Below are 25,189 nucleotides of genomic sequence, written 5' to 3'. Positions count from 1 at the left end.
GATGTCAGTGCCTCCGCGTCATGCAATGACAAAGCCCCTGCTTCTCGGCGGGGGCTTTTTTAATCGGCGGTTACCGCGCTGACAGCAAGGGTGGGGCGCGCCGAAAAAGTCAGCATATGCAAGGCGATGTCAAAGCTTACCGACAGCTTCGTAGCGAGACGCTCCCTGTTCGACAATACCCTGCAGTTCGTCCAGCACAGCCGGATCGAGCGAAGTGAAGTTGAAGCACGACTTCCCCTGCATATGCTTCTTCAGCGCAGGACTCAGCTCGACAAGCAGTTCGGGAAAGTCATAGACCGGCATGAAGTGAAACGAATGCTTGCGACCCGCTACCTTCACCGCTCCGAAGAACTGAGCCTTGCCCTTGGCATCCAGCTTTCGACAGTTCGCGTAGAAATGTCCGTCGTCGTCCTGCACGACAGAAAGCTCACTTCCACGGGCAAGTAACAACCCGCGCAAAGCAGCAAAAAGCTCAGTCGACGCGCCGTCCGCAGCAGGCTTTTTATCAGTGGCAGCTTCTCGCGAACTCTTCATTCACGCCCCCAGGTCCTGAAGCCCGATTCTGCGCTCATCCGCCGCCACTCGTCCCCTATTCAGCTTCCGTCCAAACTATGAACGCATTCAGCTGATAAGGTTTCTGCTTGCTTGGTTAGCGCAGAAGCGCAAGGAGGTTTCATGTCCTTGGAAGCTGTGGTGTACACGAGCCGGGTCAGCAAGCGTATCGACCCGCAGGACCTTCAGGCGCTGGTTTCCGATGCCGAAGCGTTCAACCGTGCCGCTGATGTCAGTGGTGTGCTGCTCTTCGATGGCGGCCGGTTTCTGCAGTATCTCGAAGGTCCCGGCGAGGGCGTGGCACAGGCGTATGGGCGCGTGCGCCAGGCCAGCCTGCACACCGGCATCGCCGAGATCGCCAAGGGCGTGACCGGTAAGCGTTTGTTCCGCCATTGGCCGCTGAAGAAGTTCGACGTGGACAGCATCGTGCTGGGCTCCATCGCCCGTGCAGACTGGTCCGGTTTCGTGCAGGGAAACCGCCGGCCGGGCGCGGTGGACCATCTGCTCGACGCAGTGAACGGACGTTTCAACCACGCCTGATCAGGCGACGCCGAACACGGTGCAGTCGAAGCGACCCCTATCCCCCGACCATCCCCAATATCCCCATCCATACATATTGCAGCGGCGCCACGATCACCAACGTGGCGACTGCAAGCCACAGCGACAGCTTCACGCCCTCCCGCAATGGGACCTTGCCCATCATCATCGCCACCACGATCGGCGATGCCTGGTATGGCAGCAGCGGCGTGGAATAGCTCACTACCTGGAACATCAGCACCGTGTTCAACGGCATGCCGGAGGCATCGGCAATCTCCTGCGCCAGCGGGGTAAATACCGCCGGTACGCCATTGGCGGTGGTCAGTGCATTGAGCAGTTCGCCCAGCCCGAATACCGACAGGTAACTGACAAACGGCTGCGCCGGATCCAGCGGCAGCAGCGGGATGATCCATTCGCCCAGCCGGCTGCCCAGCCCGGTTGCGGCAACGAACGCGCTCAGCCCCAGCAGGCCCGCAACATACAGGCAGGTGCGGAAATTGCTGGCTTGGCCGAACTCATCGCTGGTCAGGAAGCCGACGCGCGGCAGCAGGCAGGCGCACGCGGCCACCAGTCCCACCCACGCTGGCGAGATGCCATGCAGGGCGTCGGTCATCCACATCGCCAGCGTGCACAGCAGGATGATCGCCAGCCGCCGCTCGTTGCCCGTCCACGACGCCGTATGCGCTTCCGCTTTGAACGGCGTCGGCCGGGCGGGAAACAGCAGGCATACCAGCGCCACGACCAACACGCCTTTCAGCAGCCCCAGCACGGGGGTAAAGGTAATCAGGTAGGGCAGGTAATGCAGGTGCAGCCCGTACGTGGCTTCGATGGCGCCTGCCATCACCAGGTTCGGCACGTTGGCGGGCAGGATGCTGGCTGAAAGCTGGAAGGTGCCAAAGCCCACCGCCAACGCCAGGCCGAACCAGCCACGCGAGCCTGCGCGGATGCCGGATTTTTCCGCGATGGCCAGCACCATTGGCATCAGCAGGGCGATGCGCCCCATGTTGGATGGCATGACGAACGCGGCCGCGTAGCTGACCGCCACGGTACCGCCCACCATGCGCGTCCACGACCCAGCCAGATGCGGTTGCAGCGCCGCGGCCAAGCGGTCGGCCAGCCCGGTTTTCTTGATCGCGGCGCCCAGCACGAAACCACTCAATACCAGCCAGAACGCAGCGGAAGCGAAGCCGGAAAAGATGGTCGCCGGCGGTACCGAGGTGAATACCGTGGCAGCGGCGAAGAACAGCAGCGCCGTCAGGTATTCGGGCAGGCGCGCGGTGGCCCACAGCGCGATGGTGGCCACCACCAGCGTGGCGGCGATAAGGAGGTCCATGTCGATGGTCGTGCGTCCTGGGCGAGGCAGTGCGTGCCCGGCGCACGCCTCGCCATTTTGCCATCGACGCCGGGCAGACGCGGCGGAATGAGGTCAGCTCTGCAACGGCTCGCGATCTTCCACCCGCAGCTGCAGGTTCATTGCGCGCATCACGCCCAGCACGGTTTCCAGGTACAGCGGGCGGGTGCCATTCAACTGGCGGCGCAGGGTTTCCACGCTCAGGCCGCATGCCTGGGCGATGCGCGACATGCCGTCCAGTTCGGCAATCAGCAGCAGGGCACGTGCGATGCTGGATTCGTCGCAGCCCTCCATCCGCATCCGCACGTCCAGATAGTCCGCGCGCTCGGCGGCGCGTGCGGCGGCGCTGTTGATCGGGAGAATCTTGAACTCGCTATCGCTCATGTCGCACTCCACATGGATTCGATGGATGACTTCACCAGGGCGCGGCCAGAGGTGATCAGGCCCTCCACCAGGTGATCGCTCAGCACGGCCTGCGTGCCGCCGTCCTGCCTGCCGACCTGCACCGAATGCAGGATTTCAAGGATCGCCCCGATTCCCTGCAGCGTTGCGATGGGAACGGCTACCTTGCTGTGTCGCTTGAGGTCGGCGTAGCTGTCCTTGCCCAGCATTGGCGCGTCATTGGACACGTCGGGTACCAGGTGCAGATGCACGACGCCGGACGAACTTTCGCGGGAGGCTTCGAACTCTTCCAGCTTCTTTTCCAACCGCTCTATGAAGTACGGTGGAAACTCGTGGATCTTGTCGCCGATCAAGGCGTGCAGGCGTTTGGCGCTAAGCGGATTCTGCGATTCCATCGGTCATCCTTCCCAAGGCGTGTGGCCACCTGCGCAGACGCGCGAGGTGGCAGGCGATGCGGGTTGGCATACCGGGGCAAACACAAAAATGGCCGGCGGATCAGGGATCCCCACACATCGCCCACCGTAAAGACGGCGCGCGATGCAGTGCATTCTCCGCCGTGCCCAGAGGGCAAAACAGAGCCAAAATTGTATTTGCCGAACAGGATGCCAATCCCGACTGACGCTTCTACGTCGCCAGCAGCTACATACCAACAGCCGCAGGGGTGCACGTACATGAGCCGATCTTCAAAAGCTGCCCGGCACAGGAGAGGGTGACGTCACCGCGAGCAGGGAAAGACGTCAGCGGCAGCGCATACAGGCCCGCGAATCATCGCGTGTCAGGGCGCTACGGGCTCGGCATCCAGCAGTGTGCAGGCATCGTCGCACTCGGTCGCGCTGAAGGCTGCCAGCAGCGGCGCGACCAGGGCGGTGTCCGCATTCGGCACATCGCCCACACGGTCGCGCACCATCTGCTGGTATTGCGTGCGCGCATGCAGTGGCATCGAGCGCACCGCCTGCTTCGCCGCCGCCAACGCATCGCGCAACAGGGCCTGCCGCTGCGCCTGGGGAACCTCGGTCAATGCCACCGCAGAGGCAACATCGGCATAGCCGAGCAGCAGCAGCGACGTGCGCAGACGCATCTGGTCGAGCTCTTCCTTGGGCCGCTGCGCAGCGGGCAGGCCGGCCAGCGCGGTTCCCTGCAACGAAAGCTGCATGGCACCGCACTGCAGCGCAAAGACCTGCGCGTCGTTCCAAGCGGGCGTCAGCTGCTGCAGCATGGCCGCATCGCTGCCGTCGCCGGCGAAGCGCGAGGAGATCAGTGCGGCGTGCTGGCCATTGCTGCAGATCATCTGCACCTGCACCGGCAGCAGGGTGCCGAGGTCCTTCAATACATCCGGGTTGTTGGCCTTGCGCACCTGCTCGGCGACCTCCGCCAACGCGGGCGGGGTGCCGGCGTCGGCCATTGCCTGCAGTCTCTCCACGGCCTGGTACTGCCGCACGGCGGCAGAGGTCTGCGCCGGCTGGGCGAGCGCCGCCAGCGGTGCCAGCAGCAGGCTGGCAAGCAGGGCAGGGCGGAATGAGCGCGAGCTGGGCATAACGGCGTCCTTGCGTATGGAGTTCAGGCGTACGCCAACGGTATCCGAGGGCGGGTTAGTAACTGATCAAGCGCTGCCACTTCCGGAGCCATCCGGGCCGACGCCTGGGCCCCAGCGCCACGGCTTGGCGCCGGATGCCGATAACCTATTCCTCGTGGCTCATGTGGTGGGTCACGGGACGTCCTTTTCAGATTGACGGTGGGCGCGTGACATCCGGTTCGAGCCATGCCGGCGGGTGGAGCTGCAACGCACGTTCGACGATTGGCGCCGCCCACTCTGGCGTCATGCCCAGTTCGTCGAGGTTGGAAGGATGCAGAATGGCACCACGTTCGAGTTCGAGAACAAGCTGCGGCTCGGTGACCCCGTCCTGTGCGGCTCCGGTGTTGTCGTAGACATGCACCGTATGCAGCGCGTCCATCAGCATGATCAGGTTCTCACGCGATGTGTCATGGCGCGCCCTGATTCTGTGCTCTGCGACGGCATGTCCGCCTTGCGCAATGCGCTGGGCGACGCGCTGAATGTGCAGGTCGACGCTGGATAGACCGCAGAACCACACGATGACGTCGTGGGTTTTCGTTGCTTCGCGCAGCAAGGCGGAAATGGTCCTGCCACCCAACGTGGTCTCAAGGGCATGGTCCTCGCCATCGGCAATGGCGCGCGCAAGCCGGTTTTTGCCTTCCTCCCAAGCCTTCGAATTGGCTTGGTCGTGAGGACATCCCGTCGCTACAAGTTCGCGTGTGAATGCATCCGGGTCGAACCAGACCAAGCCTTCTGCGGTGGCGATGCTTCCCAGCAGCGAGCTCTTGCCGGCCCCGTTCACCCCTGCCAGGACGAGGATCGCGGACATCGTTCAGAACGGAGTGCCGAGGGTCACCTTGCCGCGCCGCGCACGCTTGCGCGTAGCAGCGGCAAGCGACTTCCCATCCTTGAGCGTGGCCAGGCGCTGATCGAAAGCGCGTTGAAGCCGCGCCAGGGCAATCTCCTTGGGCACGGTCGTGGTTTCGGCACCGCTGCTGCGGTTGCTCGCCCCCGCGGCTTGCTGGACCAGCGTTGCGTAATGTTCCGCAGTGAGGATCACGGCCTCGGTTCGATGATGGTTGGTCACCGCCACCGCCGTGGTCTTGTTGACCTGCACCATCACGCCCGGCCAGCCGCCCCGCTTGAGCTGGGTTGCCGTCATCGAAGGCAGGGCTGAAAGCTGTGCGTCGGTGGTGCGTGGCACGGTTCGGCGCTCTTTCGTCGCAAGGCTGGCTTTGCTTTTCTTTCCGGTGTCCGCGACGGAGGCGAAGCTCCCTGACTTCAGGACACGGGGTGGCGGGGTGTCGGTAGGCTTCATCGCAGCCGGATCGATTGGAGTTGTATGAGGCATCGTACACCAGTGGGAAAAATGTGCATTTTTCGGTTCCATGGCAAGATAGATGACTGCCGACTCCAGTAAAAGATCACGCTAACGTATTGTTGTGTAGGAATTTTCCGAGCGAATTCTATCGCTGGCCAGCGCGGCGTACGCGCCGGCGTAATCAGCCTCTGCCGGGCGAGGGAAACGCTGGAGGTCTTGGCCGACCTGCATGCGCAGGTCGACCGGTCCGCGCTGGCGGCCGATGCGGAAAGGGCGCCTTTGCCCGTCCGCGGCGCACGGAGTTATGTAGCAGGACGCTACAGTTTTTCACCTCAGTTCAGCACGTCCCCGGCATCCACCAGCTGCACGTCGTGCATCAGCTGCAGGTAGGCCTCGTAGTAAGGTTTGTGCGATGCACCGACGATGGCCAGCATGCGCGTGCCGGGCGTGTGCGCGAGTACGTCGCGCATGTTGGCGACCATGCGCAGATTGCGGGTTTCCCAGTAACCCACATAATCGCGGCCGAACGCTTGCGGCGACGGTTCCACCAGCGCGGCGCCGAAGTCGCTGTGGTAGGCCTGCATCGCCGCTTCCGGCGCGTTGTATGCGCGGTAGATCGCCAGCAGGCCATCGGGTTTGCCGAGGTTGGCGTGCAGCGCCTCGTCCGCCTCGGCGCGGGCCTTGGTGTGCGGGTTGTCCCACGCCTTCATGAGCGCCTCGCCGGCGGCCTTCTTCAAGGCTTCGGGCGTAGCCGAGTCAGCGGTGTGGTCATCCACCGCCCATACCCGCTCCAGGCCGAGCCGCGCGGCGAGCGTGGCCGCCACCAGCAGGGACTCGTCGCGGTGGTGCACGGGCGGGGTCTTCGTAAGCCCCGTTGGTCACTGCAACCTTTTCGCCGGCCGCTGCATCGGCGGTAACTCAGTCACCCTCACGCTGCATCACGCTGTCGATCCAGTCGGCATAGCGCGAAATGCGCACGTTGTGGACGACCTGGCCATAGAATCCCGCCTCCAGTGCGTGCTCTGGCACTGCGGTGATCCACGAGCCCAGCCCGATGAGCTGCCAGCCGTTCTCATCCCGGATCATCAGTGGCCCGCCGCTGTCTCCACTGCCCAGCACGCCTTCATGCGGCAGCGCGTGGGGCGGGGCATCAAAGCGGTACCAGAGGTAGCGCGTATTGGCTCCGGTGATGGCATTCTCCGCGCGGCGCAGGAGGGTCCGGTGCGCGTCGTGCGGGTTCTGGCCGCGGTCGCCGTTGCCGCTGGCACCCTTGCCGATGAAGGTGGCGATGCGGGTGACTTCCTCGTTGCCCCGGTAGAGGCGCATGGGCCGCACGCCTGCTGCGGGCGAGGCGAGCTTGACCAGCGCGATATCGTCGGACGCCGCCAGGAAGGCATGGATGCGGGACGGGCTTCCCGTCGCCAGTGCTTCCTGCCCGAGGGCATCCGGCATGCGCCGGTAGCCGGGATGCAGGAACACGCGCTCCACCGCATGGGGCTGGCCGTCGATCATCACCGCTGCGTGCATTCCCTCCATCGGCGCTGCGTGTGCTGCGGTAACCACCCAGCGCGGGGCGATCAGGGCGCCATGGCCTTCGCCGGGCATGTCGGCCAATGCGGGAAATGCCGAACCGTCGATGCGGTACTGGGCATCGTCCACATCGCCGCGGATGACAACCGCCGCGGCGGTGAAGGGGAGGCTGATCACAGCCAGGAGGAGCCAGCGTTTCATGGGTATCTACGTCCCTGTCAGCATTCGTTCCAGAGGAAGCCGTTATGCGGCGATAGCGCGCGGTGGCGGGCCATCAGGAAACGCTAGCGGATCCGGTGCGGAGCGGTAACGATCATGCAACAAAGCCGCGGTCACGGCGACGAAGCTGCGAATTGCCGGGCTGGAAAAGGGGCACCGCATCCATCGCCCGCGCGCGTGGGCGCACCGGCTGGCGTCACTCACGCATCGGGAAGGTCCATGTCGTGGGCACCGAACTCCAGCGATAGTGGCGAACCTGCAGCGCGGCGATGGGGCGGGCGGTGGCGATCTCGGTCCGCATCGGCAGCCTGCCGTTCTCCCAGGCCAGTGGCACCTGCGCCAGCCGCGTTGGTTGCGCCGGCTTCAGCGGGGCAATGGTCATCTGCTCGGAGGGCAGTACGTTTCCGTCTTCGTCCAGCGGGACGACCACGCTGTACAGGCCGGTCTTCGCCCTCCACGACTGCCTGCCCTGCAGCAGCGTCGCCCTGTGTGCAGTGGGGCGCAGCAACGTGATGTCCGGGTTGAGTGCCGAACGCTCACCGGGCTGCAGGATTTCAGTCGTTTCGAACGCATAGACTTCGGCGTCGACGGACATGCGTACGGCTTCGATCCGGCCCAACACGTCGCGCGGCGCGCCCAGTGGCAGATGGAAGGGGAAGCTGGCCTCGTTCTGCGTGGCCGCGTATTTTTCCGGGAAGAACAGCGTCGGCGTGACCCGTTTCGTCGGCAGCCCGGCGATCTCCGCCCCATCCGCATCCAGCATCGCCACGCGGTGCAGGCGGGACATCAGGATGCGTTCGTGCTGTCCTTGCCCGGCCGATGGGTCGCGTTCCACGCTGGAGCGTGCACCGATCGCCAGCCAGCGCCCTGTGCCGTTCTCTGCGGGAATCCAGAACGCGCCCATGTAGGGCATCAGCGTAGGCAGCGAGGCCGCGCCAACCATGTAGTCTTCCAGCTCACCCAGTACCGCCGCGCGATGCGTGTAGGCGGAAGGATCAGGCGCAACGGCGCTGAAGGGCGCGCGCTGCAGCGTCTGGCTCACCTGCTCGGCATAGCTGACATAGCTGTCGACATCGTCGCTCATCTGCAGCATCGGGTCGTAGGCGGTGTCGGCCAGGTGCACGCGGTGGACGGATGCGGGCAGGCCCTTGCTGGCCGCGTACCGCAGTTCCATCCGCAGCTCGATCGGCATGCCGTCGCCACGCGCTGCCACCAGCCGGCCGTCGCCCTGTGCGCCGGGGCCTGTAACAGACATCTCCATCAGCACCGCGTCCGGGGTGACCTCAATCACCTGAAGTCTCGTTTCGACGCTGCCATGGGGTTCGATGCGCAGCGTTCCCGCAACAACATCCCCCATCGCCACCGAGGCGCGCAATTGCACCGGCCGCAGTCCCGGCACCTGGTGCAGGCTGAGCAGGGCGCTGGCCGCTTCGGGTGATGTCCTGGACAGTGCAGTCCACGCGCCCTGGTTCGTTGCACGCAGTGCGCCGGTGTCACCAGATCGCGTTACCGCAGCGCTGAAGCCTTGGCCAAGCACGGCCAGTTGCGCTGCCGCGGTCGCGTCGTTCGGGTCCAGGTCCATCAGGTAGCTTGTGTGGCCAGCCGCGTCCACCTGATGCGACCAGATGGGCGCCAGCAGAAGCTGGGTTCCTGCACGCGATGCAGCCTGCAAAGTGGCTTCGTAGTAACCCGACAGCGTCTGCTCGTCGCCTGCGTCCGGGCCGCTGCTGACGGTTTGGCGCACGTAGTACACAGATGGGGCAGCAGGGTTGGAGCCCGCAGTGGCGGCGGATGCGGCGCCGGTGATCATCGCCGTCACCGCTACGGTGAGGGCGTACAGCCATCGGGGAAAATCCATTTGCCCTGCTCTCCAGATCCATCGAAAGCGGGGAAGTGTAGCAATGCCGCCGTCTACTTGATCCGGCTCGCGGGGTGGTTGTTGGTCGCCTCCGCTTCCCTCACTTCGCGGTACAGCGCCTCCAGGCGGGCCTGGCCCTCTGCACTCGCGCGTGCATCGGCTTCTTTGTTCTGACGGTCCATCTCCTGGTATTCCGCCCAGACCTCCGGGGTGATGGTTTTCAGCGTGTTGTCAGGACGCAGCTGGATCGAGGCGGGCGTGCCCAGGCTGACAGAGAAGTTGTCGAAAAGCCATTGCCTGCGAGCTTCCGGCGCGGCATGGAGCAGATCAGGCTCTGCATAGGCGTTCATCGGCAGGAACTGTTCGGCAAGCGTTTCGTCCGCAGATATCCGCACCAGCTTGACGACGAGTCGTTCCTTCGCGCGCTCGTCCTCGTACAGGGCCACCACGTCGCCCTCGATCCAGAGCACCTGCCAGTAGCCGGTGATCGGATGCACCGCGAAGGGATGCGTCCGCACCAGGACCAGGTTGCTGGCCTGATCGTACAGTGCACTCCAGCCCGGCGAAGCGGGTCGTGGGGAGCAATCGGTCGTGCTGGTGATGATCTTTTCCAACCGCGCCTTGCCGCCCTGTGCAGACAGGTGCGTTGCCCAGCAAGACGACCCGTCGCGGGTGTGCGACGCCAGCAGGACGGCATCGTCGGCGACCACGATGGCGTCGGTGTGGACAATCTGTTCGCCGGTCGCGGCGGCATCCTGCAGCAGGCCTGCGAATGCCGCGTCCGACAGTTTGTCGCCGTCCAGATACAGCGCGTACGTCGTGTAATGCTTGTACTTGCTGACGTTGATATCCAGGGTCGTCTGCGTTATCGCCACGACCTTCAGGCTATCGGACGAGAGGATCGTCTTCCGCGTCGTTCCCCCACACCCAACGGTGAGCAACGCAGCAGACATCGCCAGCGCGGCTGAACACAGCACGGAAGCTTTCTTTACCTTCATGGTGCTGCGTCCTGCCTGGGTGTGGAAAGCGGATGTCGTGCGGGATCAAGCATAGCCGTTCTGGTTGCGCGTATCGGCCACGGCGTGCGCGGCTCACGCCGTGGGGATTGTGCCGCCGTCGATGACGTACTCGCTGCCGGATATCGAGGCCGCGCGTGGGGAGGCCAGGAACGCGATCAGGTCGGCCACTTCATGTGGCATGGCCGGCCGCCCCAGCGGAATACCGCCGAGCTGGTCCATGATCAGCTTCTGCCCACCTGCGTAGTCTGTCCCGGCCTGCGCGGAAACCCGTTCGACCAGGGCGACGGAGGCTTCGGTTTCGATCCAGCCCGGCGCTACCCGCACCACGCGTACGCCCTTCGGGGTGACCTCTTTGGACAATGCCTTGCTGTAGGTGGACAGCGCCGCCTTGGCGGCGGCGTAGGCCATCGTGGCTTCCGGCAGCGGCAGGATGCGCTGGATGGAGGTGACATGGATGATCACGCCGGACTGCTGCGCCAGCATGCCCGGAAGCAGTGCGCGGTCCAGCCGCACGGCCGACATCAGGTTGAGCTCCAGCTCCTTGCTCCATTCGGCATCGTCCAGCGCAGCGAAGCCACCGGCAGGCGCGGACGATCCGCCGACCACGTTGACCAGGATGTCGATGCCACCCAGATGGTGGACCGCGTCCACCGCCAGCGCACTCGCGCCTGCGGCGGTCGCCACGTTGGCGGCAAGGTAGTGCACACCGTCGCTGGGCTGCGCCGGCAATGAGCGCGAGGCGGCGGCCACGCGGGCGCCGGCCTGCCGGAGTACGTCCACCACGGCCGCGCCGACGCCGCGCGTACCGCCGCTGACCAGTACCAGCTTGCCAGCCAGTTGAAGATCGAAATTCATGCGGAGATCTCCAGCGTGGCGATCTTGCCGCGTTCCAGGGTGAAGGCGTACCGCAGGTCCACCGGGCTGCCAGGGAAGTCGCCGACCACGTGGCTTGTGACGATATAGGTGCGCTCGTCCTTCTCTACGTTGATGGGCGTGGCGGTGTAGCGGTAGCGGTCGGCGGTGTGCGCTTTCCACGCTTCGATGGCGGCAAGGCCGGTGTGGGTCTGGCCTTCGTCCAGCACGCGTCCATCTGGGTTGAAGCAGCGGGCGACGGCAGGGCCACCGTGGGCATCGGCGGTGAAGTAGGCGCTGATCGGCTCGGGCAGGTGCAGGTCATTCATGGGCAGGCTCCGGTTGAGGTACGGGCTCAGGATGGCCCGTTCCTGCCGTCAACAGAATCGCCTACTATCTGATCAGGCTATGTAGGAATCAGGGCACAATGCGCGGCTCCGAATTCGCAGAACTGAAAGCATTCGCGGCGGTGGTCGACCGTGCCAGCTTCGCCCGTGCCGCCGACCATCTCGGCCTTTCCCGCTCTGCGCTCAGCCAGATCGTGCGGCAGCTGGAGGCGCGCCTGGGAGTGCGTCTGTTGAACCGCACCACGCGCAGTGTTTCGCCCACCGAGCCGGGACGCCGGCTGCATGAGCGGATCGCGCCGATGCTGCGCGAGATGGACGACGCGGTCGCGCAGGCGGTAGGCACCACCACGCGCACGGCCGGTACGCTGCGGATCAACACGCTCGGCATGGCGGCCCGCAAGCTCATCGCCCCGCGGCTGGGCCGCTTTGCGCAGGCCCATCCGGATGTGGTGCTCGACATCGTGATCGACGATGGCCTGCGCGATATCGCCGGCGAGGGCTTTGATGCCGGCATCCGGGTGGGTGGGCGACTGCAGAAGGACATGATCGCGGTGCGGCTGACACCGGACGTGGAGCTGCTGGCGGTGGCGTCCCCCGAGTACCTGGCGCGGCATGGCGAACCCAAGGTGCCGGCCGATCTGCAGCAGCATGCGTGCATCGGCTGGCGCTTCCCGGGCAGTGGCAAGATCGCCAGTTGGGAGTTCCGCAGGAAAGGGAAAAGCGTGGAGTTCGTACCCGAGGGCAAGGTGCTGTCCAACCACCAGGACATCGTGGTGCCGGCCGCACTGCAGGGCCTGGGGATCCTGTACGCCTACAACGACGACGGAATTGCCGAGGCACTGCAGGATGGACGGTTGAAGCGCGTGCTCGCCGACTGGTCGCCCACCGTACCAGGCCTGTTCCTGTACTACTCCAGTCGCCGCTACCTGCTGCCGGCGCTGCGTGCGTTCATCGATTGTCTGCTGGATCGTGACCTGGGACAGGATCGGGACATCCAGAAACAGGGCGCTGGGGCTCGGACGAAGCGGGCTGGCACGAAGCGCTGACCGGCCGTGGCCCCGGCCTGCAGTCCGCTACCCATGCAGCGATCCGCTCACGTTGGCCCGGCTCCAGCACGCGATACGGGATGGGTACTCCCGATTCGCTGAGTTCCATCAGCATCGCGTGCTGGTACCAGTGCAGCTTTTTCACCGTTGTCCAGGAAACCGCCTGCGGCCTACCCCGGCTGTGGCGGATGAAACCGTGCGCGTCCATTTCAAACCGGCAGCGGCCGACCCGGAACGACTTCCAGGCGAACAGCCCGAGGACGAAGGTGCTCAGCATCAGGTTCACGAAAAGCCGGTTCCACCAGCGGCGCTCCGCCGGCATGGCCGTCGAGTAGATGTGCGCGCGCAGCAGGGCAAGATACTCACCCGGGCGGTATCGCACCTCGAACTGGAAGGACGTTGCCGGATCCATGCCGAGCTCCATCTGGGATGGGTCATCTTCAATGCAGCGGCTGGGCGCGTCCACAGGTTACTTCCGGCATGCGCCTGGATACCGGCAAAGCAGGCATTGTCGCGCTTCACTCCAGGGAAGGTGGTCGTCATGTTTCGCTCCGCGCTGTGCGTTGCCCTGCTGTTTTCGCTGCCGACGCTGGCGCATGCCGCGGCCCCCGCTGTTCCAAGCCCTTGTGAGGATGCCGAAACCTCTGCGCAGCTGCACGGTTCACTGTGCATGACGGTGCCGGTGCCGGTGCACCACGCCGCCCCAGAAGGGGAGTCCATCCCGCTGTTCGTGCGCCGCTTTCCGGCCCCTGCTTCAGTCAAACGGCGCGGCGAAGTCTGGTTGCTGTCCGGTGGACCGGGCGAGGCCGGGGCATCGCTGTACCCGACGATCGCGACCTACCAGCGTGCGTTTCCCGGCTTTGATCTGGTGATTCCCGATCACCGCGGCACCGGGCGTTCGGCCCGCATCTGCCCGCAGCAGGAAGCGCCGGACAGCGCGGACGGCACCGGACTGGCTGGCAGCGAGTGGGGCCCCTGCATCGGCGCGATGTATGCCAACGTGCCGCGCACGGCAGCGTTCTCCACGACCGAGGCCGCGCAGGACCTCGGTCTGTTGATGTCCCAGCGGCCTGCCGACGGCCAGGTGCTGCTGTATGGCGTTTCCTACGGCACCCAGCTTGCCCTGCGCGCGCTGCAGGTCACCTCGCTGCCGCTTGATGGCCTGGTGCTGGATGGTCTGGTGCCGCCGGAGCGCACCGAGCAGTGGGACCTGAGCCGTCGCACCGCGCTGGTCGATGAGGTCGGGCGCCAGGCGCTCGGCGAGGCGGGCGTGGCGACGTACCGCCGCGTGCTGGCCGCGCCGGCAGATGCGCCGTGGCGCACGCAGGTACCTGGAGGCGATCTGCGTCGATTCTTTGCCGCGCTGCTGAGCTTCCCGACATTGCGCGATCGCATGCCGCAGATCGTGCAGGACCTGTCCAACGGCGATGCGCGTTCGCTGGACACTACTGTGACCGACTGGAAGGCGGCGCTGGTTCGGCTGGGGCAGGGCGGCAACAACCAGCCCGCACTGCCGCTGGTGATGCTGATTTCTGCATCGGAGAACAATGCACGGCCGGGGCTGACCAAGGACACGGTGGAGGCTGAACAGAAGGATGCCCTGTTCGTCAGCCCGATTCCCGGCCTGCTGGTGGGCAGTCCGGTGCCGGCCTATCCGAAGGATGCGTGGTTCGGCCAGAGCCCGAAGACCCTGCCCAGGACACTGGTGGTGCATGGCACGCTGGACCCGAACACCGCCTATGCCGGCGCGCTCGAACACGCCGCCACCTTGGCCAAGGCCGGCCCGCTGCAGTTCCACACGGTGGAGCGGGGTGCGCACCTGTTGCCGCTGGTGGCGCCCTCGTGTTTTGTCACCGCGGTGCAGGCGTTCGTGGATGGCGGGGAGGCTGCAGCGCGCTGCGCGGAGCCGGCCTCCCCCTGAGCACTGACCGGCTGGCGATCAACCGCCTGCCGACGCGTCAGCTGCGTGCAGGTTCGACGATCACCGCCGTGCCATAGCAGAGAACTTCGGTCAGCCCGGTCATGATGTCGGTAGCGTCGTAGCGCATGGCGATGATCGCGTTGGCGCCCAGCATCCGTGCATGCTTCATCATGTCCCGGTAGGTTTCTTCGCGGGCCTGCTCGCACAGCTGGGTGTAGATGGTGATGTTGCCGCCGAACAGGGTCTGGATGCCGCCCAGGAAGTTGCCGACGATCGACCGCGAGCGCACGGTGATACCGCGCACCACGCCCATGTTCTGCACCACGCGGAAGCCGGGCAGCTCGAGTGCGGTTGTGATCATCGAATCGTCCAGACGCGCTTCGCCAGCAGGACGACGAGCCGTGTTGTAAGGATCAGCCATGGGTGTCTCGGAGGTTGGGGGCGAGTGGTGAAAGTTGATCGCGCGGCAGGCGCGGCAACAGGTTGGAGTCAGTCGCGCACTGCGATCACCCGCAGCGCAAGGGCGGCCTCATGGACCCGCCCGGATGCTTCGTCCAGCGCTTCCATGCCGGCAATCAGGCGGCCATGCTTGAAGGGCACGTAATCGTTGAAGCTGCCCATGCCGCCGAACACCGACATGACCGAGCCGGAGAGCAGGTTGAGCGATTGCTGGTCAAGCGGGTTGTCCGTCAGCGCCTCGGCCTGGTGCAGGCAGGAAACGAAGTGGCGCCGCCATTCGCACGCGCTGTCGCGCGCCAGCAGATCGCATAGCGCACTCAGTTCCCTGATCAGCTCATCCAGTTGCGCGGCTCTGTCGTCCATGCGGCTGACTATACGGGCAAGATCACGTCAGGAAACCATGCCGCGCTCAGTCCTTGGCATCCCACTGCGCCAGGTGCAACAGCACGCCTGCGGGGTCCCACACGTAGGTTACCCGCGCACCATAGGGCTCAGCCCGCGGCGGTGCCACGCGCGCGCCAGGGTACTTGCCGGTGTCCAGCAGCGCGCGGATGGCGCTGAAGCAGGCGGCGGCATCCTGCACGGAAACATGCAGCATGGTGTTTTCCGCCCATTCCTTCGCGTAGCCGCGCTGCAGGTAGAACCGCGAAGGGCCCAGCTTGAACAGGGCCAGATTGTCGTCCGACCACTCGCGCTCGCAGCCCAGCGCTGCATAGAAGGCCTGCGAGAGGGCGAAATCCTGGGAAGGGAGGAACGTCCGGACGTCGGTGGCCTGAAGGTTGATCATGTTCTACGCCTCTGGGGGTGCAAGCGGCAGGGTGCCACGGTCCAGTGTCCTCAACCAACCTGCGACGTGGGCTGCGGCTTCGATGGGCTGGGCTTGGAGCAGCAGGTGGGGCCCGTCCAGAAGGTGCGTTTCAGGGGGACGCTGCAGGCCGCGCTCGATCGATTGCAGGGCGCCGGCCTGCAACAGTCGATCCTCGTTTGCATGGAGGCAAAGGACTGGCGTGGAAATCGCGGGAAGCAACCCGCGAACGTCGATCCGCAGTGTCGCCACTGCGCGTGCACGCAGCACGGGCGGCGACGTCGTAGCCAGCGCATCACGCAGCGCGCTTTCGAGTGATGGCGTTCGCCAGCGTCCCAACAGAAGCCGGGCCAACAGCGCGACGGGCGGCAAAGGCAGCGGTAGCTTCAGCACGCGGGCCAAGGCTGACGGGACGGGCACCGGGGCACGTGCAAACGTGGTGGAAAGGATGATGCCGCGAAGCGATGTCAGGCCGGTTGCCCCGAGCATTACTGTCAACGGTCCCGCAAATGATTCACCGAGCAACACGAAGGGCGGTCGCTGGAGCAGTTGAGGGCGAAGCCAATCCCTCAATGCGTCATAGCCCATGGTCTGACTGGCCGGGTATGCAATGACCTCGGACTGGATCCCATGTGCCTCCAACGCCTGCATGAACGGGACGGACAGGCGGCCGCCTCCATCCAGCCCTGGCAGGATGATCAGCAGGGGTGCGGAGCCGTTCGTCATTGTTGATAAGAAGGTCAGGTGGGCCTGAAACAGAAAGGTGTCACAGCATGTGATGATAGTACGGAGGGAGCTGGGGATCTCACTGTGTCGAAAGCGACGCTTATTCGGCTCATCCGGTGAGCCGAATAGACCCTCTATTCGGCTCACGGTCGTATCAGCGTTGACTCTACGCTCGTTGATACCCGCAACGGATCACTCCTGCCTGTGAACGGTATTGGCCGCCGCTGCCCCTGCCAGTCACGCTGTGTGGATGACCGATACCCCCCTCAGTTTCAACGGACAGGTAGGCCTGATCACCGGCGCGGCAGGTGGCCTGGGCCTGGCCTATACGCGCCTGCTGGCACGCCTGGGCGCCAAAGTGGTGATGCAGGACGTCGGCGCCGACCGCGATGGCGAAGGGCGCGACCCGGACCGGGTAGCCCGTGCCGCCGCACGGCTGCGCGTGGAAGGGCTGGATGTCACCAGCCGCGGGCTTTCCATCGATACGCGGGCACAGTGCCACGCGCTGGTGGATGAAGTGCTGGGCCAGCACGGGCGGCTGGATTTCATCATCCACAACGCCGGCTGGGTGCATTACCAGCCCATCGAAGACATCGGCGAGCTGCAGCTGGAGCGCATGCTGGATATCGCCGCAAAGGCGCCGTTATGGCTGGCCCAGGCGGCGTGGCCGGCGATGCGCGCGGCGGGCGGCGGGCGCATCGTACTGACCACGTCCGACCGTGCCCTGTATCCGCAGTACGTGCAGCACGGGCTGGCCAGCTACGCGATGGCCAAGAGCGCGGCGGTGGGCCTGATGAACGTGCTGGCGGCGGAGGGAGAGGCCGACAACATCATCGTCAACGCGGTATCGCCGGTAGCCAAGACGCGCATGTGGGGCGTATACGGCGAACCCGACGAGCTGCATCCCGCTGCGGTAGCGCCCGGTGTGGCCTGGCTGGCCTCGTCGCGCTGCGTGCAGGGCGGCTGGGTACTGCGCGCGAGCAATGGCCAGTTCCACGCCACCCGCGCGCAGGAGCCTGCCGGCGTGAGCTACCCGCGCGACCTGCAGGGCGTGGCCGCCGACAGCGTGGATGCCTTCGATGCGGTATGGCCGGAGATCGCGCTTCCGGCCATCGAACCGCGGAGCAGGCAGCACGCACTGCTACCCTGAGCAGCTCCTGTCCATCGCAGCTGCCATGATCGACCTACGTTTGCTGCGCCAGTTCGTCGCCGTTGCCGAAGAACAGCATTTCCACCGTGCCGCCGCGCGCCTGCACATGTCACAGCCGCCGCTGACCGCGGCGATCCGCCGGTTGGAAGAGCAGGTCGGCACGTTGCTGGTGATCCGTGGCCATCGCACCGTGGGGCTGACCGCCGCCGGCCAGGTGCTGCTGGTGGAAGCACGACGCACCCTGCAGCAGGCCGCACACGCACTGGATGCCACGCGTGAGGCCGCAGCCGGGCGTAGTGGGCGGGTGCGCGTGGCCTACGTGGGCAGTGCACTGTACGGGCGCCTGCCGCAGTTGATCCGTGCCTTCCGGCGCAGCCATCCGCAGGTGCTGCTGGAGCTGCGCGAAGCGACCTCGCGCCAGCAACAGAACATGCTGGCCAAGGGCGAAGTGGACGTGGGCGTGCTCATCCCTCCGATCCCGTCCGCGCCCGGCCTGGAGTTGCAGGCGTTCGATACCGATGCGCTGGTCATTGCGTTGCCGCGCGTGCATCCGTTGGCCGCCCGCCCTTCGGTGCGGATGCAGGACCTTGCGGGCGAGGAGTTCATCGCCTGGCCTGCTGCCGAAGGCGAAGGCTTTCATTCGCACGTGATGCGCCAATGCGTGGCCGCCGGATTCATGCCCAAGGTGGTGCAGGAAGCACACGGCATGCATGCGGTGCTGTCATTGGTGGCGGTGGAGACCGGTATCGCCATCGTGCCGGCCAGCATGGCCGGGTTCCGCGATACGGAAGTCTGCTACCGGCCCGTGCAGTCGGACGATGCGCATTTCAGCCTGAGCTTCTGCGTGCGCACCGATGTGGATAATCCGGCCGTGCATGCGTTCATGGGGAGCGCCGGCTGCACGTGATGAGGTGCATGCAGCGATGCGACGCGTCGCGTTTGCCTCTTCAACTGCGCGATTCCAGTCGATAGCGTCTCAGATCACGTTTCTTTGAATCCAAGGAAGATCTGATGAGCGCGAGTTATGACAGTATCGTCGACCAGTACATGGCGTACGCCAACGCCTCGCCGACCCGGCCCATCGAAGTGCGCACGATGCTGCAGCTGGCGGGCACGGTGAAGGACAGGAGCGTGCTGGACCTGGCCTGTGGATCGGGCTACTACGGTCGTGAGTTTCTTCGCCACGGTGCGCGCAGTGCCCATGGCGTGGACCAGTCGCGGGGCATGATCGATTTCGCACGTGCCCTGTCCAAGTATCGTGGCGACGAGATGACGTTCCAGCAGCACGATGTCATGGAGATGCCGTTCACTGGCGCATATGACATCGTGCTGGCAGCGTACCTGTTCAACTACGCCGCTTCGCTGGACGAACTGGGAAGGATGTTCGCCGCGGTCATTCCGCATGTGAAGCGGGGTGGTCGGCTGGTAGTACAGACCTTGAATCCCGATTATCGCCTGGCGCTGGGCAACTATGCGGCCTATGGGGTAAAGGTCCTGGAAGAAGAGCCGTGGCAGCAGGGCGCGCGACTGTGCCTGGAGTTCCCCGGATCACCGCCGGCGTTGATCATCAACTATCGCTGGGAACGGGCGCACTACGAACAGGCGGTCCGTGCAGCAGGCTTCAGCGCCGTGGAATGGCATGCGCCGGTACTGGAACAGGCCGATATCGATGCGCGTGCTGAAGGGTACTGGGAGGGCTACGTGCACAACTGCATGTCGGTGAACGTGGTGTGCGAACGCTGAAGCAGAAAGCCGGGATTCGTATTCGCCTCTTCAATGGATAGCCGAGGTTGCGTAGCGTGGAAATCATTCTACACAGCAGGGTTTCCCTCATGAACGCGCATTACGATGACATCGCAGGCCAGTACGCAGCGTATGCCAACGCATCGCCTACCCGCGTGGTTGAACTACGCACGATGCTGCACATGGCCGGGGAGCTGGAGGGCCGCAGCGTGCTGGATCTTGCATGTGGTTTTGGCTCTTATGGCAGGGCGATGCTCCGGGCCGGCGCCGCCAGCGCGCATGGGGTGGACCAGTCGTCGGAAATGGTGGCGATCGGGCGGCAGATGTCAGCGCATGCGGGTGATGCGATGACCTTCCAGGTAAGTGACTTCCTGCAGTTGGCCGCCGTGCGCGAGTACGACGTTGCGGTGGCCGCGTTCCTGTTCAACTACGCGCAGTCGCTGGACGAGCTGGCGCGGATGGCCAAGGCGGCGTTCCAGCATGTGCGTGCAGGCGGCCGGATCGCGGTGGAGACGATGAATCCACACTACTGCCTGGCGGAGGGTGACTGTTCGAAGTACGGCTTGCGGGTGCTCGACGATGTGCCATGGAAGGAGGGCGCGAAGATGGAGATCGAGTTCCCGGGCGCTCCACCGGCGCGGATCACCGTGTTCCGCTGGGCACGTGAGCACTACGAACGTGCGTTCGCAGAGGCAGGCTTCACCGAACTGGTGTGGCAGGCCCCCTGCCTGTTGGAGCAGGACCGGCTGGCGCAGCCAGCGGGATACTGGGACGCTCTGCTGCGCAACGGATTGGCGGCGTGGTTCTCCTGCACCAAGCCGTAGCGCCGCGCGGGGTGTGTCAGGCATCGCGGTGCCGGAACGGAAAGCCGCCGAGCACGGCTCGGCGCTACCAGGGCGGGTCAGCGGGGTGGTAGCGCCGAGCCATGCTCGGCGAGCGCGCAGCGCGGGATGTGTCAGGCATCGCGGTGCCGGAACGGAAGGCCGCCGAGCCATGCTCGGCGAGCGCGCAGCACCGATCAGCGCCGGTCGCGCTTCATCCACGCGCGCAGGAACAGCGCGATCAGGCCACTGAAAATCACCCACGAGACGACGTCGAACAGGCCATCGCCGATCAACGCGCTGACCAGCCCGACCAGGCTTGCCAGCGTTATCCAGGCCGGTGCGACAAAGGGACTGTTCATGCCACCTCCTGGGTCTGCGCGCGTTCGATCTCCGCCACGCGCGTGGCGGTGTTGCCGCGCTTGAACCACAGGTACAGGCCACTGACCAGCACGGCGATGGTCAACAGGTCCAGCAGGGCCCACAGGATCTTCAGCGGCAGCTTGCCGTAATCACCGAAGTGCAGCGGTTGGCTGAGCAGCAGCACGGTCATGTAGGTCGGCAACTGCGGCTGCGCGGTCAGCGCACCGGTGGTCGCATCGATCAGCACCGGGCGATACAGGCGTTCGGTCAGCGGCGAGTTGCCCTGCATGAACACCCCGAAATGATGGTCACCGCTGTAGCCGGTGCCGGGGAAACTGACGAAGGCCGGGCGCATCTCCGGTTCGGCGGCGCGCGCGGTAGCCACCGCCGCCTGCAGCGAAGCCAGCTGGGTGGGCTTGGGCTGGCCGGCATACTGCGCGGCGAACTCACCCAGCTGCTGCGTCTGCCAGGCCTGCTCAAGCGGCTTGGCCAAGGTGTTGATGGCACCGGTCAGGCCCACCACCAGTGCCCAGCCGAGCGTGACGATGCCGATCACGTTGTGCAGGTCCAGCCAGGCCAGTCGACGGCTGCGGCCGGTGCGCAGGGTGCCGAAGCGCTGCTTGCGCATGAACGGTCCATACAGCACCAGCCCGGAGATGATCGCCACCACGAACAGCAGCCCCATCGCGCCCATGAACAACAGCCCGGGCAGGCCGAGGAACAGATCGGTGTGCAGGCGGTACAGGAAGTACATCACGCCTTCGTTGAACTGCGGTGCGGGCACCTGCTCGCCGCTGATCGTATTGAGCAGCACGGTCTGCATCTGCGGTGCCGGCGTATCGGTGCGCGCGCCGGTGTTGACGTACATCAGTGGAGCGTCCGGGTCCCAGCCGACGAACAGCGGGACATTGCCGGGGAAGTGCTGCAGCGCGGTTGCTACCTGCGCGTCCAGGTCGCGCAGGGTGGCATCGGCGGGTGCGGCCGGCACTTCGGGATCGGCGCCGGTGAGGTGGGCGATCTCATGGCCGAACACCAGCGGCAGGCCGGTCAGGCACAGCAGCAGCAGGAACAGGGTGCAGACCAGGCTGGTCCACTTGTGGACCACGAACCAGGCTTTGATGGCGGAGCGTTGCATGCAGCAGGAATCCTCGGGCGACGGCTGGAGGTGGAGCGTTGATCAGAACCGGCGAGGACTGATGCCGCGGATTATCCGGATGCGGAGATGTGAATACAAATGATTCGCAGGCGCGGCGCGCGTGGATCAGACCGGAGACTCGGGCGCGCAGCGCAGACTCAACCACGCACCTCCGTCGTCGGCACCGCCGGCGCGCAGCCGGAAGCCATGCAGCCCTGCAATGGCAGCCACGATGGAAAGCCCCAAGCCGAAGCCCTCGGCCCGCCCGGACTCGTTCTGGCCCCGGTAGAAGCGCTGGAACACCAGCTCGCGGTCTTCGGCAGGGATGCCGGGACCGGAGTCGATGATGTCGATGCGCGGCGCGCCCTGGTCTTCCACCACGCGCAGCACGATCCGGCCGTGTTCGGGGGTGAAGCGGATGGCATTGGACAGCAGGTTGGCCAGGGCTTCGAACAGCAGTTCGCGGTCGCCGCGCAGGGTGCTTGCGCCGTCGCCGATTTCCAGCTCCAGCGTCTGCTCTTTCTCTTCCGCCAGTGGCAGGTAGAACGCGTGCAGTTCCTCCAGCAGCGCGGCGACCTGCACGTCTTCGAACGCCGAACGACGTTGGCCGCTCTCCAGTTCCGATACCCGCAGCAGCGCGCTGAAGCGGGTCATCAGCAGATCGGTTTCGGCCAGGGCGCGGTCGATCTGCATCGCCTGCGGGCCGTCATCGCCCAGCGCCACGCGGGTGCGGTAAAGATGCGCGCGCAGGCGGGTGAGCGGGGTACGCAGGTCGTGCGCGATGCTGTCGCACACGCCTTTCACTTCGGTCATCAACTGTTCGATGCGCTCCAGCATGGCGTTGACGATGCTGGACAGGCGGTCGATCTCATCGCGGCGGTCGGACACCGGCAGGCGTTGGCCCAGGTCACCGGCGATGATCCGGTTGGTGGCCGCTTCGATCTGCTGGATGCGCTTGAGCGGGCGGCGCCGCAGGAAATGCCAGCCGGCCAGCCCGGGAATCACGGTCAGTGACACGCCCCACCACAGTGCATCGAGGATGATGCTGTTGACCGCGGTCAGCTTGCCGCTCTGCCGTACCAGCACCAGCACGCGGTCGTCCTGGGTGCGGACGGCCAGCGCACGCCCGCTTTCGGCGCGCACCCCATCGGCCAGTCGCCAGCCGGGAATTTCGCGCGAGCGCTGGTCGGGCTGTACACCGTGGGGCATCGCGATCAGCGGTCCGGAAAGATGCTTGCCCTGTTCGGTGAACACACCGTAGGCGTAGGTGCCGTGGATGTCATAGCGCAGGCTGTCACTGAGCGCTTCGTCCATGGTGGGGCCCTGGAAGCGCTGGAACAGGTGCGCGCGCTGCAGCAGCGCCGATTCGGACAGGCCATCCAGGTAATCCGAGACGCGCCAGTACATCACCCCCAGCAGCACGCTGGACCAGGCGATGAACAACAGCGAATACAGGCCGAGCAACCGGCTGCTGGACGAGCGCCAGCCCTCAGTAAGCCGGGTCGAAGACATAGCCGGTTCCTCGTACGGTCTTGATCGGCTGCAGCCGGCCCGGTTGTTCGATGCGGCGGCGCAGGCGGCCGATGTGGACCTCGATCAGGTTGGTGCCGGGGTCGAAGTGGTAGCCCCACACTTCCTGGAACAGCATGGTGCGGCTGAGCACCTGGCCGGCATTGCGCATCAGGAACTCCAGCAGCTTGAATTCGGTGGGCAGCAGGCTGATTTCCTGCCCGCCGCGACGCGCGCAGCGCGCCATCAGGTCCAGTTCCAGGTCGCCCACCCGCAGTTGGCTGTCCGCTGGCGCCACCTGCGCATGGCGCCGCAGCAGCACTTCCACGCGTGCGGACATTTCATCGGACGCGAACGGTTTGGTCAGGTAGTCATCGCCGCCGGCGCGCAGCCCGCGCACGCGTTCATCCACGTCCGACAGCGCGCTGATCATCAGCACCGGGGTGGTGATGCCCTCGTTGCGCAGGCGTGCCACCACGGCCAGGCCATCCAGCCCGGGCAGCATGCGGTCCAGCGTGATCACGTCGTAGCCCCCGTGTCGGGCCAGTGCCAGCCCGGCGATGCCATCGGCGGCCAGCTCGACCTCGAAGCCATGGCTGCGCAGCTCCGTGGCGATCTCTTCGGCGGTGACGGCGTCGTCTTCTATGGTCAGTACGCGCGGCATGGACCGATACGGAAAGGAGGTCCGATGCATCCTCGCAACCCGGGGCAGGGACTGCAAATGAAAAATGTTTCATCTGGAATCCACGTCCAGCGTGGCCCGGGTCTTCTATATTCGCCGCCAGACCTTCCACGTTCCTCCCCAGGAAACATCCCCGATGTGGCTTTCCGCTCCCCGCAGGCTGGCGTGTGCCGGCATGACCTGCCTGATCCTTGCTGCCTGCAGCCGTGAAAAAGCCGAGCAGGCGCCGGTCCCGCCCACCGTGCAGGTACTCACCCTGCAGGCGCAGGCCGTGCCGCTGCAGCAGGAACTGCCCGGACGCACGGCGGCCTCGGAGGAATCGGACGTACGGCCGCAGGTATCGGGCGTGCTGCTGAAGCGCCTGTTTGAAGAAGGCGCGGTGGTCAAGCCCGGGCAGCCCTTGTTCCAGATCGAACCGGCGCTGTACCAGGCCGCGGCCAACGAGGCCCAGGCCAACCTGCGCACCGCCCAGGCCACGGCAGTGGCCGAGGGCCTGCGCGCGCAGCGCCTGCAGGCACTGGGCAGGGAACAGCTGAGTTCGCGCCAGGACGTGGACGATGCGCTGGCCACCGCCAAGCAGTCCGCGGCGGCGGTGGATGCGGCGGCCGCGGTGGTGGAAACCGCGCGCACCAACCTGCGCTTTGCCGCGGTTTCCGCGCCCATCGGCGGGCGTATCGGCCGCGCGCTGTTCACTCCCGGTGCGCTGGTGACCTCCGGCCAGGCCGAGCCGCTGGCCAAGATCCAGCGGCTGGATCCGATGAACGTGGACATCACCCAGTCCAGCAACGAGTTCCTGGCGCTGCGCCGGGCGGTGGCCGAAGGCGGGGTGCAGGATTCGACCACGCCGGTGACGCTGAAGCTTTCCGACGGCAGCGAGTATCCGCTGCCGGGCACGCTGCAGTTCGCCGATCTGGACGTGGATCCGGGCACCGGCAGCATCACGCTGCGAGCCACCTTCCCGAACCCGGACGGGCAGCTGTTGCCGGGCATGTACGTGCGCGCGATGGTCGGGCAGGGCACGCGCCAGCAGGCCCTGCTGGTGCCGCAGGCGGTGGTGGACCGCAGTGCCCGTGGCAATGCACTGGCCTGGGTGGTGGATGCACAGGACATCGTGCGCCAGCGTGAGTTCCGCACCGTGCGTGCGGTGGGGGACCAGTGGCTGGTGCTGGATGGACTGCAGCCGGGCGAGCGCATCGTGACCAGCGGCCGGCAGGGGCTGGCCGATGGGGCCAGGGTGACCGTGGGCCCGGCGCCTGCAGCGCCCGCCGCAGCGAACAAGGACTGACCCG

The 25,189-nt window shown here is 65.7% G+C and carries 29 protein-coding genes and 1 pseudogene; 8 read left to right on the top strand and 22 right to left on the bottom strand.

What is annotated here, in order from left to right:
* Positions 1 to 129: 129 nt before the first annotated feature.
* Positions 130 to 534 carry a hypothetical protein gene (locus ABB28_RS17885; RefSeq protein ID WP_152983350.1) on the bottom strand — a complete coding sequence of 135 codons (405 nt, stop codon included), beginning with the start codon at positions 532 to 534 and terminating at the stop codon, positions 130 to 132.
* Between the two features lie 141 nt (positions 535 to 675).
* Between ABB28_RS17885 and ABB28_RS01550 the strand changes: the two genes are divergently transcribed.
* A complete protein-coding gene (locus ABB28_RS01550) occupies positions 676 to 1,092 on the top strand; it encodes a BLUF domain-containing protein (RefSeq protein WP_057506940.1) in 417 nt (138 codons plus the stop codon).
* Between the two features lie 37 nt (positions 1,093 to 1,129).
* Here ABB28_RS01550 and ABB28_RS01545 read toward each other — a convergent pair whose 3' ends face one another.
* The 12 genes and pseudogenes from ABB28_RS01545 to ABB28_RS01490 all read right to left on the bottom strand — a co-directional run bounded on the left by ABB28_RS01545 (position 1,130) and on the right by ABB28_RS01490 (position 11,522).
* Positions 1,130 to 2,422, bottom strand: coding sequence for an SLC13 family permease (locus tag ABB28_RS01545; RefSeq protein ID WP_057506939.1), 1,293 nt, complete (start codon positions 2,420 to 2,422; stop codon positions 1,130 to 1,132).
* 93 nt (positions 2,423 to 2,515) lie between these two features.
* The gene (locus ABB28_RS01540; protein ID WP_057506938.1) at positions 2,516 to 2,824 is read right to left on the bottom strand and encodes a helix-turn-helix domain-containing transcriptional regulator; all 309 of its coding nucleotides are present in this window, start codon (positions 2,822 to 2,824) and stop codon (positions 2,516 to 2,518) included.
* A complete protein-coding gene (locus tag ABB28_RS01535; protein ID WP_057506937.1) occupies positions 2,821 to 3,237 on the bottom strand; it encodes a hypothetical protein in 417 nt (138 codons plus the stop codon). Before ABB28_RS01535 ends, ABB28_RS01540 begins: the two co-directional genes overlap by 4 nt.
* A gap of 380 nt (positions 3,238 to 3,617) precedes the next feature.
* Entirely contained in the window at positions 3,618 to 4,376 is a 759-nt protein-coding gene (locus tag ABB28_RS01530) for a hypothetical protein (protein WP_057506936.1), read from the bottom strand.
* Between the two features lie 187 nt (positions 4,377 to 4,563).
* Positions 4,564 to 5,223, bottom strand: a complete 660-nt coding sequence (locus ABB28_RS01525; protein WP_057506935.1) for an ATPase — start codon at positions 5,221 to 5,223, stop codon at positions 4,564 to 4,566.
* 3 nt (positions 5,224 to 5,226) lie between these two features.
* The gene (locus tag ABB28_RS01520) at positions 5,227 to 5,712 is read right to left on the bottom strand and encodes a hypothetical protein (RefSeq protein ID WP_152983349.1); all 486 of its coding nucleotides are present in this window, start codon (positions 5,710 to 5,712) and stop codon (positions 5,227 to 5,229) included.
* 335 nt (positions 5,713 to 6,047) lie between these two features.
* A pseudogene (locus ABB28_RS01515) lies at positions 6,048 to 6,557 on the bottom strand (DUF5694 domain-containing protein); the annotation flags it as partial.
* 76 nt (positions 6,558 to 6,633) lie between these two features.
* On the bottom strand, positions 6,634 to 7,446 hold the full coding sequence (locus tag ABB28_RS01510) for a S1 family peptidase (protein ID WP_057506933.1): 813 nt from the start codon (positions 7,444 to 7,446) through the stop codon (positions 6,634 to 6,636).
* 214 nt (positions 7,447 to 7,660) lie between these two features.
* Positions 7,661 to 9,322, bottom strand: a complete 1,662-nt coding sequence (locus tag ABB28_RS01505) for a hypothetical protein (RefSeq protein WP_057506932.1) — start codon at positions 9,320 to 9,322, stop codon at positions 7,661 to 7,663.
* A gap of 53 nt (positions 9,323 to 9,375) precedes the next feature.
* Positions 9,376 to 10,320, bottom strand: a complete 945-nt coding sequence (locus ABB28_RS01500; protein WP_152983348.1) for a hypothetical protein — start codon at positions 10,318 to 10,320, stop codon at positions 9,376 to 9,378.
* Between the two features lie 93 nt (positions 10,321 to 10,413).
* Complete coding sequence (locus ABB28_RS01495) at positions 10,414 to 11,196, bottom strand: SDR family oxidoreductase (RefSeq protein WP_057506930.1); 783 nt, start codon at positions 11,194 to 11,196, stop codon at positions 10,414 to 10,416.
* Positions 11,193 to 11,522 (bottom strand): nuclear transport factor 2 family protein, encoded by a 330-nt coding sequence (locus ABB28_RS01490; RefSeq protein ID WP_057506929.1) that lies wholly within the window; start codon positions 11,520 to 11,522, stop codon positions 11,193 to 11,195. The genes ABB28_RS01495 and ABB28_RS01490 overlap by 4 nt, the downstream gene beginning before the upstream one ends.
* Positions 11,523 to 11,620: 98 nt before the next feature.
* On the opposite strand from ABB28_RS01490, the gene ABB28_RS01485 reads away from it, so the two are divergent.
* Entirely contained in the window at positions 11,621 to 12,586 is a 966-nt protein-coding gene (locus ABB28_RS01485; protein WP_057506928.1) for a LysR family transcriptional regulator, read from the top strand.
* Here the strand turns inward: ABB28_RS01485 and ABB28_RS17880 are convergent.
* Complete coding sequence (locus tag ABB28_RS17880; RefSeq protein ID WP_152983347.1) at positions 12,489 to 12,998, bottom strand: hypothetical protein; 510 nt, start codon at positions 12,996 to 12,998, stop codon at positions 12,489 to 12,491. The two genes, ABB28_RS01485 and ABB28_RS17880, sit on opposite strands and share 98 nt — an antisense overlap.
* 129 nt (positions 12,999 to 13,127) lie before the next feature.
* On the opposite strand from ABB28_RS17880, the gene ABB28_RS01475 reads away from it, so the two are divergent.
* Positions 13,128 to 14,507 (top strand): alpha/beta hydrolase, encoded by a 1,380-nt coding sequence (locus tag ABB28_RS01475; protein WP_245625240.1) that lies wholly within the window; start codon positions 13,128 to 13,130, stop codon positions 14,505 to 14,507.
* Positions 14,508 to 14,544: 37 nt separating this feature from the next.
* Here the strand turns inward: ABB28_RS01475 and ABB28_RS01470 are convergent, their stop codons facing one another.
* From ABB28_RS01470 to ABB28_RS01455, 4 genes are all read right to left on the bottom strand, one after another.
* On the bottom strand, positions 14,545 to 14,928 hold the full coding sequence (locus ABB28_RS01470) for a YbjQ family protein (protein ID WP_057506926.1): 384 nt from the start codon (positions 14,926 to 14,928) through the stop codon (positions 14,545 to 14,547).
* Between the two features lie 68 nt (positions 14,929 to 14,996).
* Complete coding sequence (locus ABB28_RS01465) at positions 14,997 to 15,329, bottom strand: DUF6966 domain-containing protein (RefSeq protein WP_057506925.1); 333 nt, start codon at positions 15,327 to 15,329, stop codon at positions 14,997 to 14,999.
* 46 nt (positions 15,330 to 15,375) lie between these two features.
* Positions 15,376 to 15,753 carry a VOC family protein gene (locus tag ABB28_RS01460; RefSeq protein WP_057506924.1) on the bottom strand — a complete coding sequence of 126 codons (378 nt, stop codon included), beginning with the start codon at positions 15,751 to 15,753 and terminating at the stop codon, positions 15,376 to 15,378.
* A gap of 3 nt (positions 15,754 to 15,756) precedes the next feature.
* Entirely contained in the window at positions 15,757 to 16,497 is a 741-nt protein-coding gene (locus ABB28_RS01455; protein ID WP_057506923.1) for an alpha/beta fold hydrolase, read from the bottom strand.
* A 250-nt stretch (positions 16,498 to 16,747) separates the two neighbouring features.
* On the opposite strand from ABB28_RS01455, the gene ABB28_RS01450 reads away from it, so the two are divergent.
* The 4 genes from ABB28_RS01450 (at position 16,748) to ABB28_RS01435 (ending at position 20,214) form a co-directional block, all read left to right on the top strand.
* Positions 16,748 to 17,647 carry an SDR family NAD(P)-dependent oxidoreductase gene (locus ABB28_RS01450; RefSeq protein WP_057506922.1) on the top strand — a complete coding sequence of 300 codons (900 nt, stop codon included), beginning with the start codon at positions 16,748 to 16,750 and terminating at the stop codon, positions 17,645 to 17,647.
* A 25-nt stretch (positions 17,648 to 17,672) separates the two neighbouring features.
* Positions 17,673 to 18,554 carry a LysR substrate-binding domain-containing protein gene (locus ABB28_RS01445; protein WP_057506921.1) on the top strand — a complete coding sequence of 294 codons (882 nt, stop codon included), beginning with the start codon at positions 17,673 to 17,675 and terminating at the stop codon, positions 18,552 to 18,554.
* Between the two features lie 104 nt (positions 18,555 to 18,658).
* Positions 18,659 to 19,390 carry a class I SAM-dependent methyltransferase gene (locus tag ABB28_RS01440; RefSeq protein ID WP_057506920.1) on the top strand — a complete coding sequence of 244 codons (732 nt, stop codon included), beginning with the start codon at positions 18,659 to 18,661 and terminating at the stop codon, positions 19,388 to 19,390.
* A gap of 89 nt (positions 19,391 to 19,479) precedes the next feature.
* Positions 19,480 to 20,214, top strand: a complete 735-nt coding sequence (locus ABB28_RS01435; RefSeq protein ID WP_057506919.1) for a class I SAM-dependent methyltransferase — start codon at positions 19,480 to 19,482, stop codon at positions 20,212 to 20,214.
* 194 nt (positions 20,215 to 20,408) lie between these two features.
* On the opposite strand, the gene ABB28_RS18155 is transcribed toward ABB28_RS01435, so the two are convergent.
* From ABB28_RS18155 to ABB28_RS01420, 4 genes are all read right to left on the bottom strand, one after another.
* Positions 20,409 to 20,573, bottom strand: coding sequence for a hypothetical protein (locus ABB28_RS18155; protein WP_170183996.1), 165 nt, complete (start codon positions 20,571 to 20,573; stop codon positions 20,409 to 20,411).
* A complete protein-coding gene (locus tag ABB28_RS01430) occupies positions 20,570 to 21,709 on the bottom strand; it encodes a PepSY-associated TM helix domain-containing protein (protein WP_057506918.1) in 1,140 nt (379 codons plus the stop codon). The genes ABB28_RS18155 and ABB28_RS01430 overlap by 4 nt, the downstream gene beginning before the upstream one ends.
* Before the next feature lie 126 nt (positions 21,710 to 21,835).
* Positions 21,836 to 23,221: an ATP-binding protein gene (locus ABB28_RS01425; protein ID WP_057506917.1), complete on the bottom strand. Its 1,386-nt coding sequence runs from the start codon at positions 23,219 to 23,221 to the stop codon at positions 21,836 to 21,838.
* Entirely contained in the window at positions 23,199 to 23,882 is a 684-nt protein-coding gene (locus tag ABB28_RS01420; protein WP_057506916.1) for a response regulator transcription factor, read from the bottom strand. The genes ABB28_RS01425 and ABB28_RS01420 overlap by 23 nt, the downstream gene beginning before the upstream one ends.
* A gap of 193 nt (positions 23,883 to 24,075) precedes the next feature.
* Here ABB28_RS01420 and ABB28_RS01415 point away from each other — a divergent pair, with 193 nt between their 5' ends.
* A complete protein-coding gene (locus ABB28_RS01415; RefSeq protein WP_245625239.1) occupies positions 24,076 to 25,185 on the top strand; it encodes an efflux RND transporter periplasmic adaptor subunit in 1,110 nt (369 codons plus the stop codon).
* The last annotated feature ends 4 nt before the right edge of the window (positions 25,186 to 25,189 follow it).

Source organism: Stenotrophomonas chelatiphaga (assembly GCF_001431535.1).
GTDB lineage: Bacteria > Pseudomonadota > Gammaproteobacteria > Xanthomonadales > Xanthomonadaceae > Stenotrophomonas > Stenotrophomonas chelatiphaga.
The sequence above is the reverse complement of the archived record's forward strand: the minus strand, read 5'-3'. Positions and strand labels throughout refer to the sequence as shown.

Excerpts from the sequence above, each read along its gene's own strand:
- ABB28_RS01430 (WP_057506918.1), bottom strand. The coding sequence starts at position 21,709 with ATGCAACGCTCCGCCATCAAAGCCTGGTTCGTGGTCCACAAGTGGACC.
- ABB28_RS01495 (WP_057506930.1), bottom strand. The coding sequence starts at position 11,196 with ATGAATTTCGATCTTCAACTGGCTGGCAAGCTGGTACTGGTCAGCGGC.
- ABB28_RS01550 (WP_057506940.1), top strand. The coding sequence starts at position 676 with ATGTCCTTGGAAGCTGTGGTGTACACGAGCCGGGTCAGCAAGCGTATC.
- ABB28_RS01525 (WP_057506935.1), bottom strand. The coding sequence starts at position 5,223 with ATGTCCGCGATCCTCGTCCTGGCAGGGGTGAACGGGGCCGGCAAGAGC.
- ABB28_RS01440 (WP_057506920.1), top strand. The coding sequence starts at position 18,659 with ATGAGCGCGAGTTATGACAGTATCGTCGACCAGTACATGGCGTACGCC.
- ABB28_RS01520 (WP_152983349.1), bottom strand. The coding sequence starts at position 5,712 with ATGAAGCCTACCGACACCCCGCCACCCCGTGTCCTGAAGTCAGGGAGC.
- ABB28_RS01445 (WP_057506921.1), top strand. The coding sequence starts at position 17,673 with ATGATCGACCTACGTTTGCTGCGCCAGTTCGTCGCCGTTGCCGAAGAA.
- ABB28_RS01470 (WP_057506926.1), bottom strand. The coding sequence starts at position 14,928 with ATGGCTGATCCTTACAACACGGCTCGTCGTCCTGCTGGCGAAGCGCGT.
- ABB28_RS17885 (WP_152983350.1), bottom strand. The coding sequence starts at position 534 with ATGAAGAGTTCGCGAGAAGCTGCCACTGATAAAAAGCCTGCTGCGGAC.
- ABB28_RS01450 (WP_057506922.1), top strand. The coding sequence starts at position 16,748 with ATGACCGATACCCCCCTCAGTTTCAACGGACAGGTAGGCCTGATCACC.
- ABB28_RS01545 (WP_057506939.1), bottom strand. The coding sequence starts at position 2,422 with ATGGACCTCCTTATCGCCGCCACGCTGGTGGTGGCCACCATCGCGCTG.
- ABB28_RS01455 (WP_057506923.1), bottom strand. The coding sequence starts at position 16,497 with ATGACGAACGGCTCCGCACCCCTGCTGATCATCCTGCCAGGGCTGGAT.
- ABB28_RS01425 (WP_057506917.1), bottom strand. The coding sequence starts at position 23,221 with ATGTCTTCGACCCGGCTTACTGAGGGCTGGCGCTCGTCCAGCAGCCGG.
- ABB28_RS01435 (WP_057506919.1), top strand. The coding sequence starts at position 19,480 with ATGAACGCGCATTACGATGACATCGCAGGCCAGTACGCAGCGTATGCC.
- ABB28_RS01460 (WP_057506924.1), bottom strand. The coding sequence starts at position 15,753 with ATGATCAACCTTCAGGCCACCGACGTCCGGACGTTCCTCCCTTCCCAG.
- ABB28_RS01415 (WP_245625239.1), top strand. The coding sequence starts at position 24,076 with ATGACCTGCCTGATCCTTGCTGCCTGCAGCCGTGAAAAAGCCGAGCAG.
- ABB28_RS01485 (WP_057506928.1), top strand. The coding sequence starts at position 11,621 with ATGCGCGGCTCCGAATTCGCAGAACTGAAAGCATTCGCGGCGGTGGTC.
- ABB28_RS01505 (WP_057506932.1), bottom strand. The coding sequence starts at position 9,322 with ATGGATTTTCCCCGATGGCTGTACGCCCTCACCGTAGCGGTGACGGCG.
- ABB28_RS01420 (WP_057506916.1), bottom strand. The coding sequence starts at position 23,882 with ATGCCGCGCGTACTGACCATAGAAGACGACGCCGTCACCGCCGAAGAG.
- ABB28_RS01500 (WP_152983348.1), bottom strand. The coding sequence starts at position 10,320 with ATGAAGGTAAAGAAAGCTTCCGTGCTGTGTTCAGCCGCGCTGGCGATG.
- ABB28_RS01540 (WP_057506938.1), bottom strand. The coding sequence starts at position 2,824 with ATGAGCGATAGCGAGTTCAAGATTCTCCCGATCAACAGCGCCGCCGCA.
- ABB28_RS01475 (WP_245625240.1), top strand. The coding sequence starts at position 13,128 with ATGTTTCGCTCCGCGCTGTGCGTTGCCCTGCTGTTTTCGCTGCCGACG.
- ABB28_RS18155 (WP_170183996.1), bottom strand. The coding sequence starts at position 20,573 with ATGAACAGTCCCTTTGTCGCACCGGCCTGGATAACGCTGGCAAGCCTG.
- ABB28_RS01510 (WP_057506933.1), bottom strand. The coding sequence starts at position 7,446 with ATGAAACGCTGGCTCCTCCTGGCTGTGATCAGCCTCCCCTTCACCGCC.
- ABB28_RS17880 (WP_152983347.1), bottom strand. The coding sequence starts at position 12,998 with ATGGATCCGGCAACGTCCTTCCAGTTCGAGGTGCGATACCGCCCGGGT.
- ABB28_RS01465 (WP_057506925.1), bottom strand. The coding sequence starts at position 15,329 with ATGGACGACAGAGCCGCGCAACTGGATGAGCTGATCAGGGAACTGAGT.
- ABB28_RS01530 (WP_057506936.1), bottom strand. The coding sequence starts at position 4,376 with ATGCCCAGCTCGCGCTCATTCCGCCCTGCCCTGCTTGCCAGCCTGCTG.
- ABB28_RS01490 (WP_057506929.1), bottom strand. The coding sequence starts at position 11,522 with ATGAATGACCTGCACCTGCCCGAGCCGATCAGCGCCTACTTCACCGCC.
- ABB28_RS01535 (WP_057506937.1), bottom strand. The coding sequence starts at position 3,237 with ATGGAATCGCAGAATCCGCTTAGCGCCAAACGCCTGCACGCCTTGATC.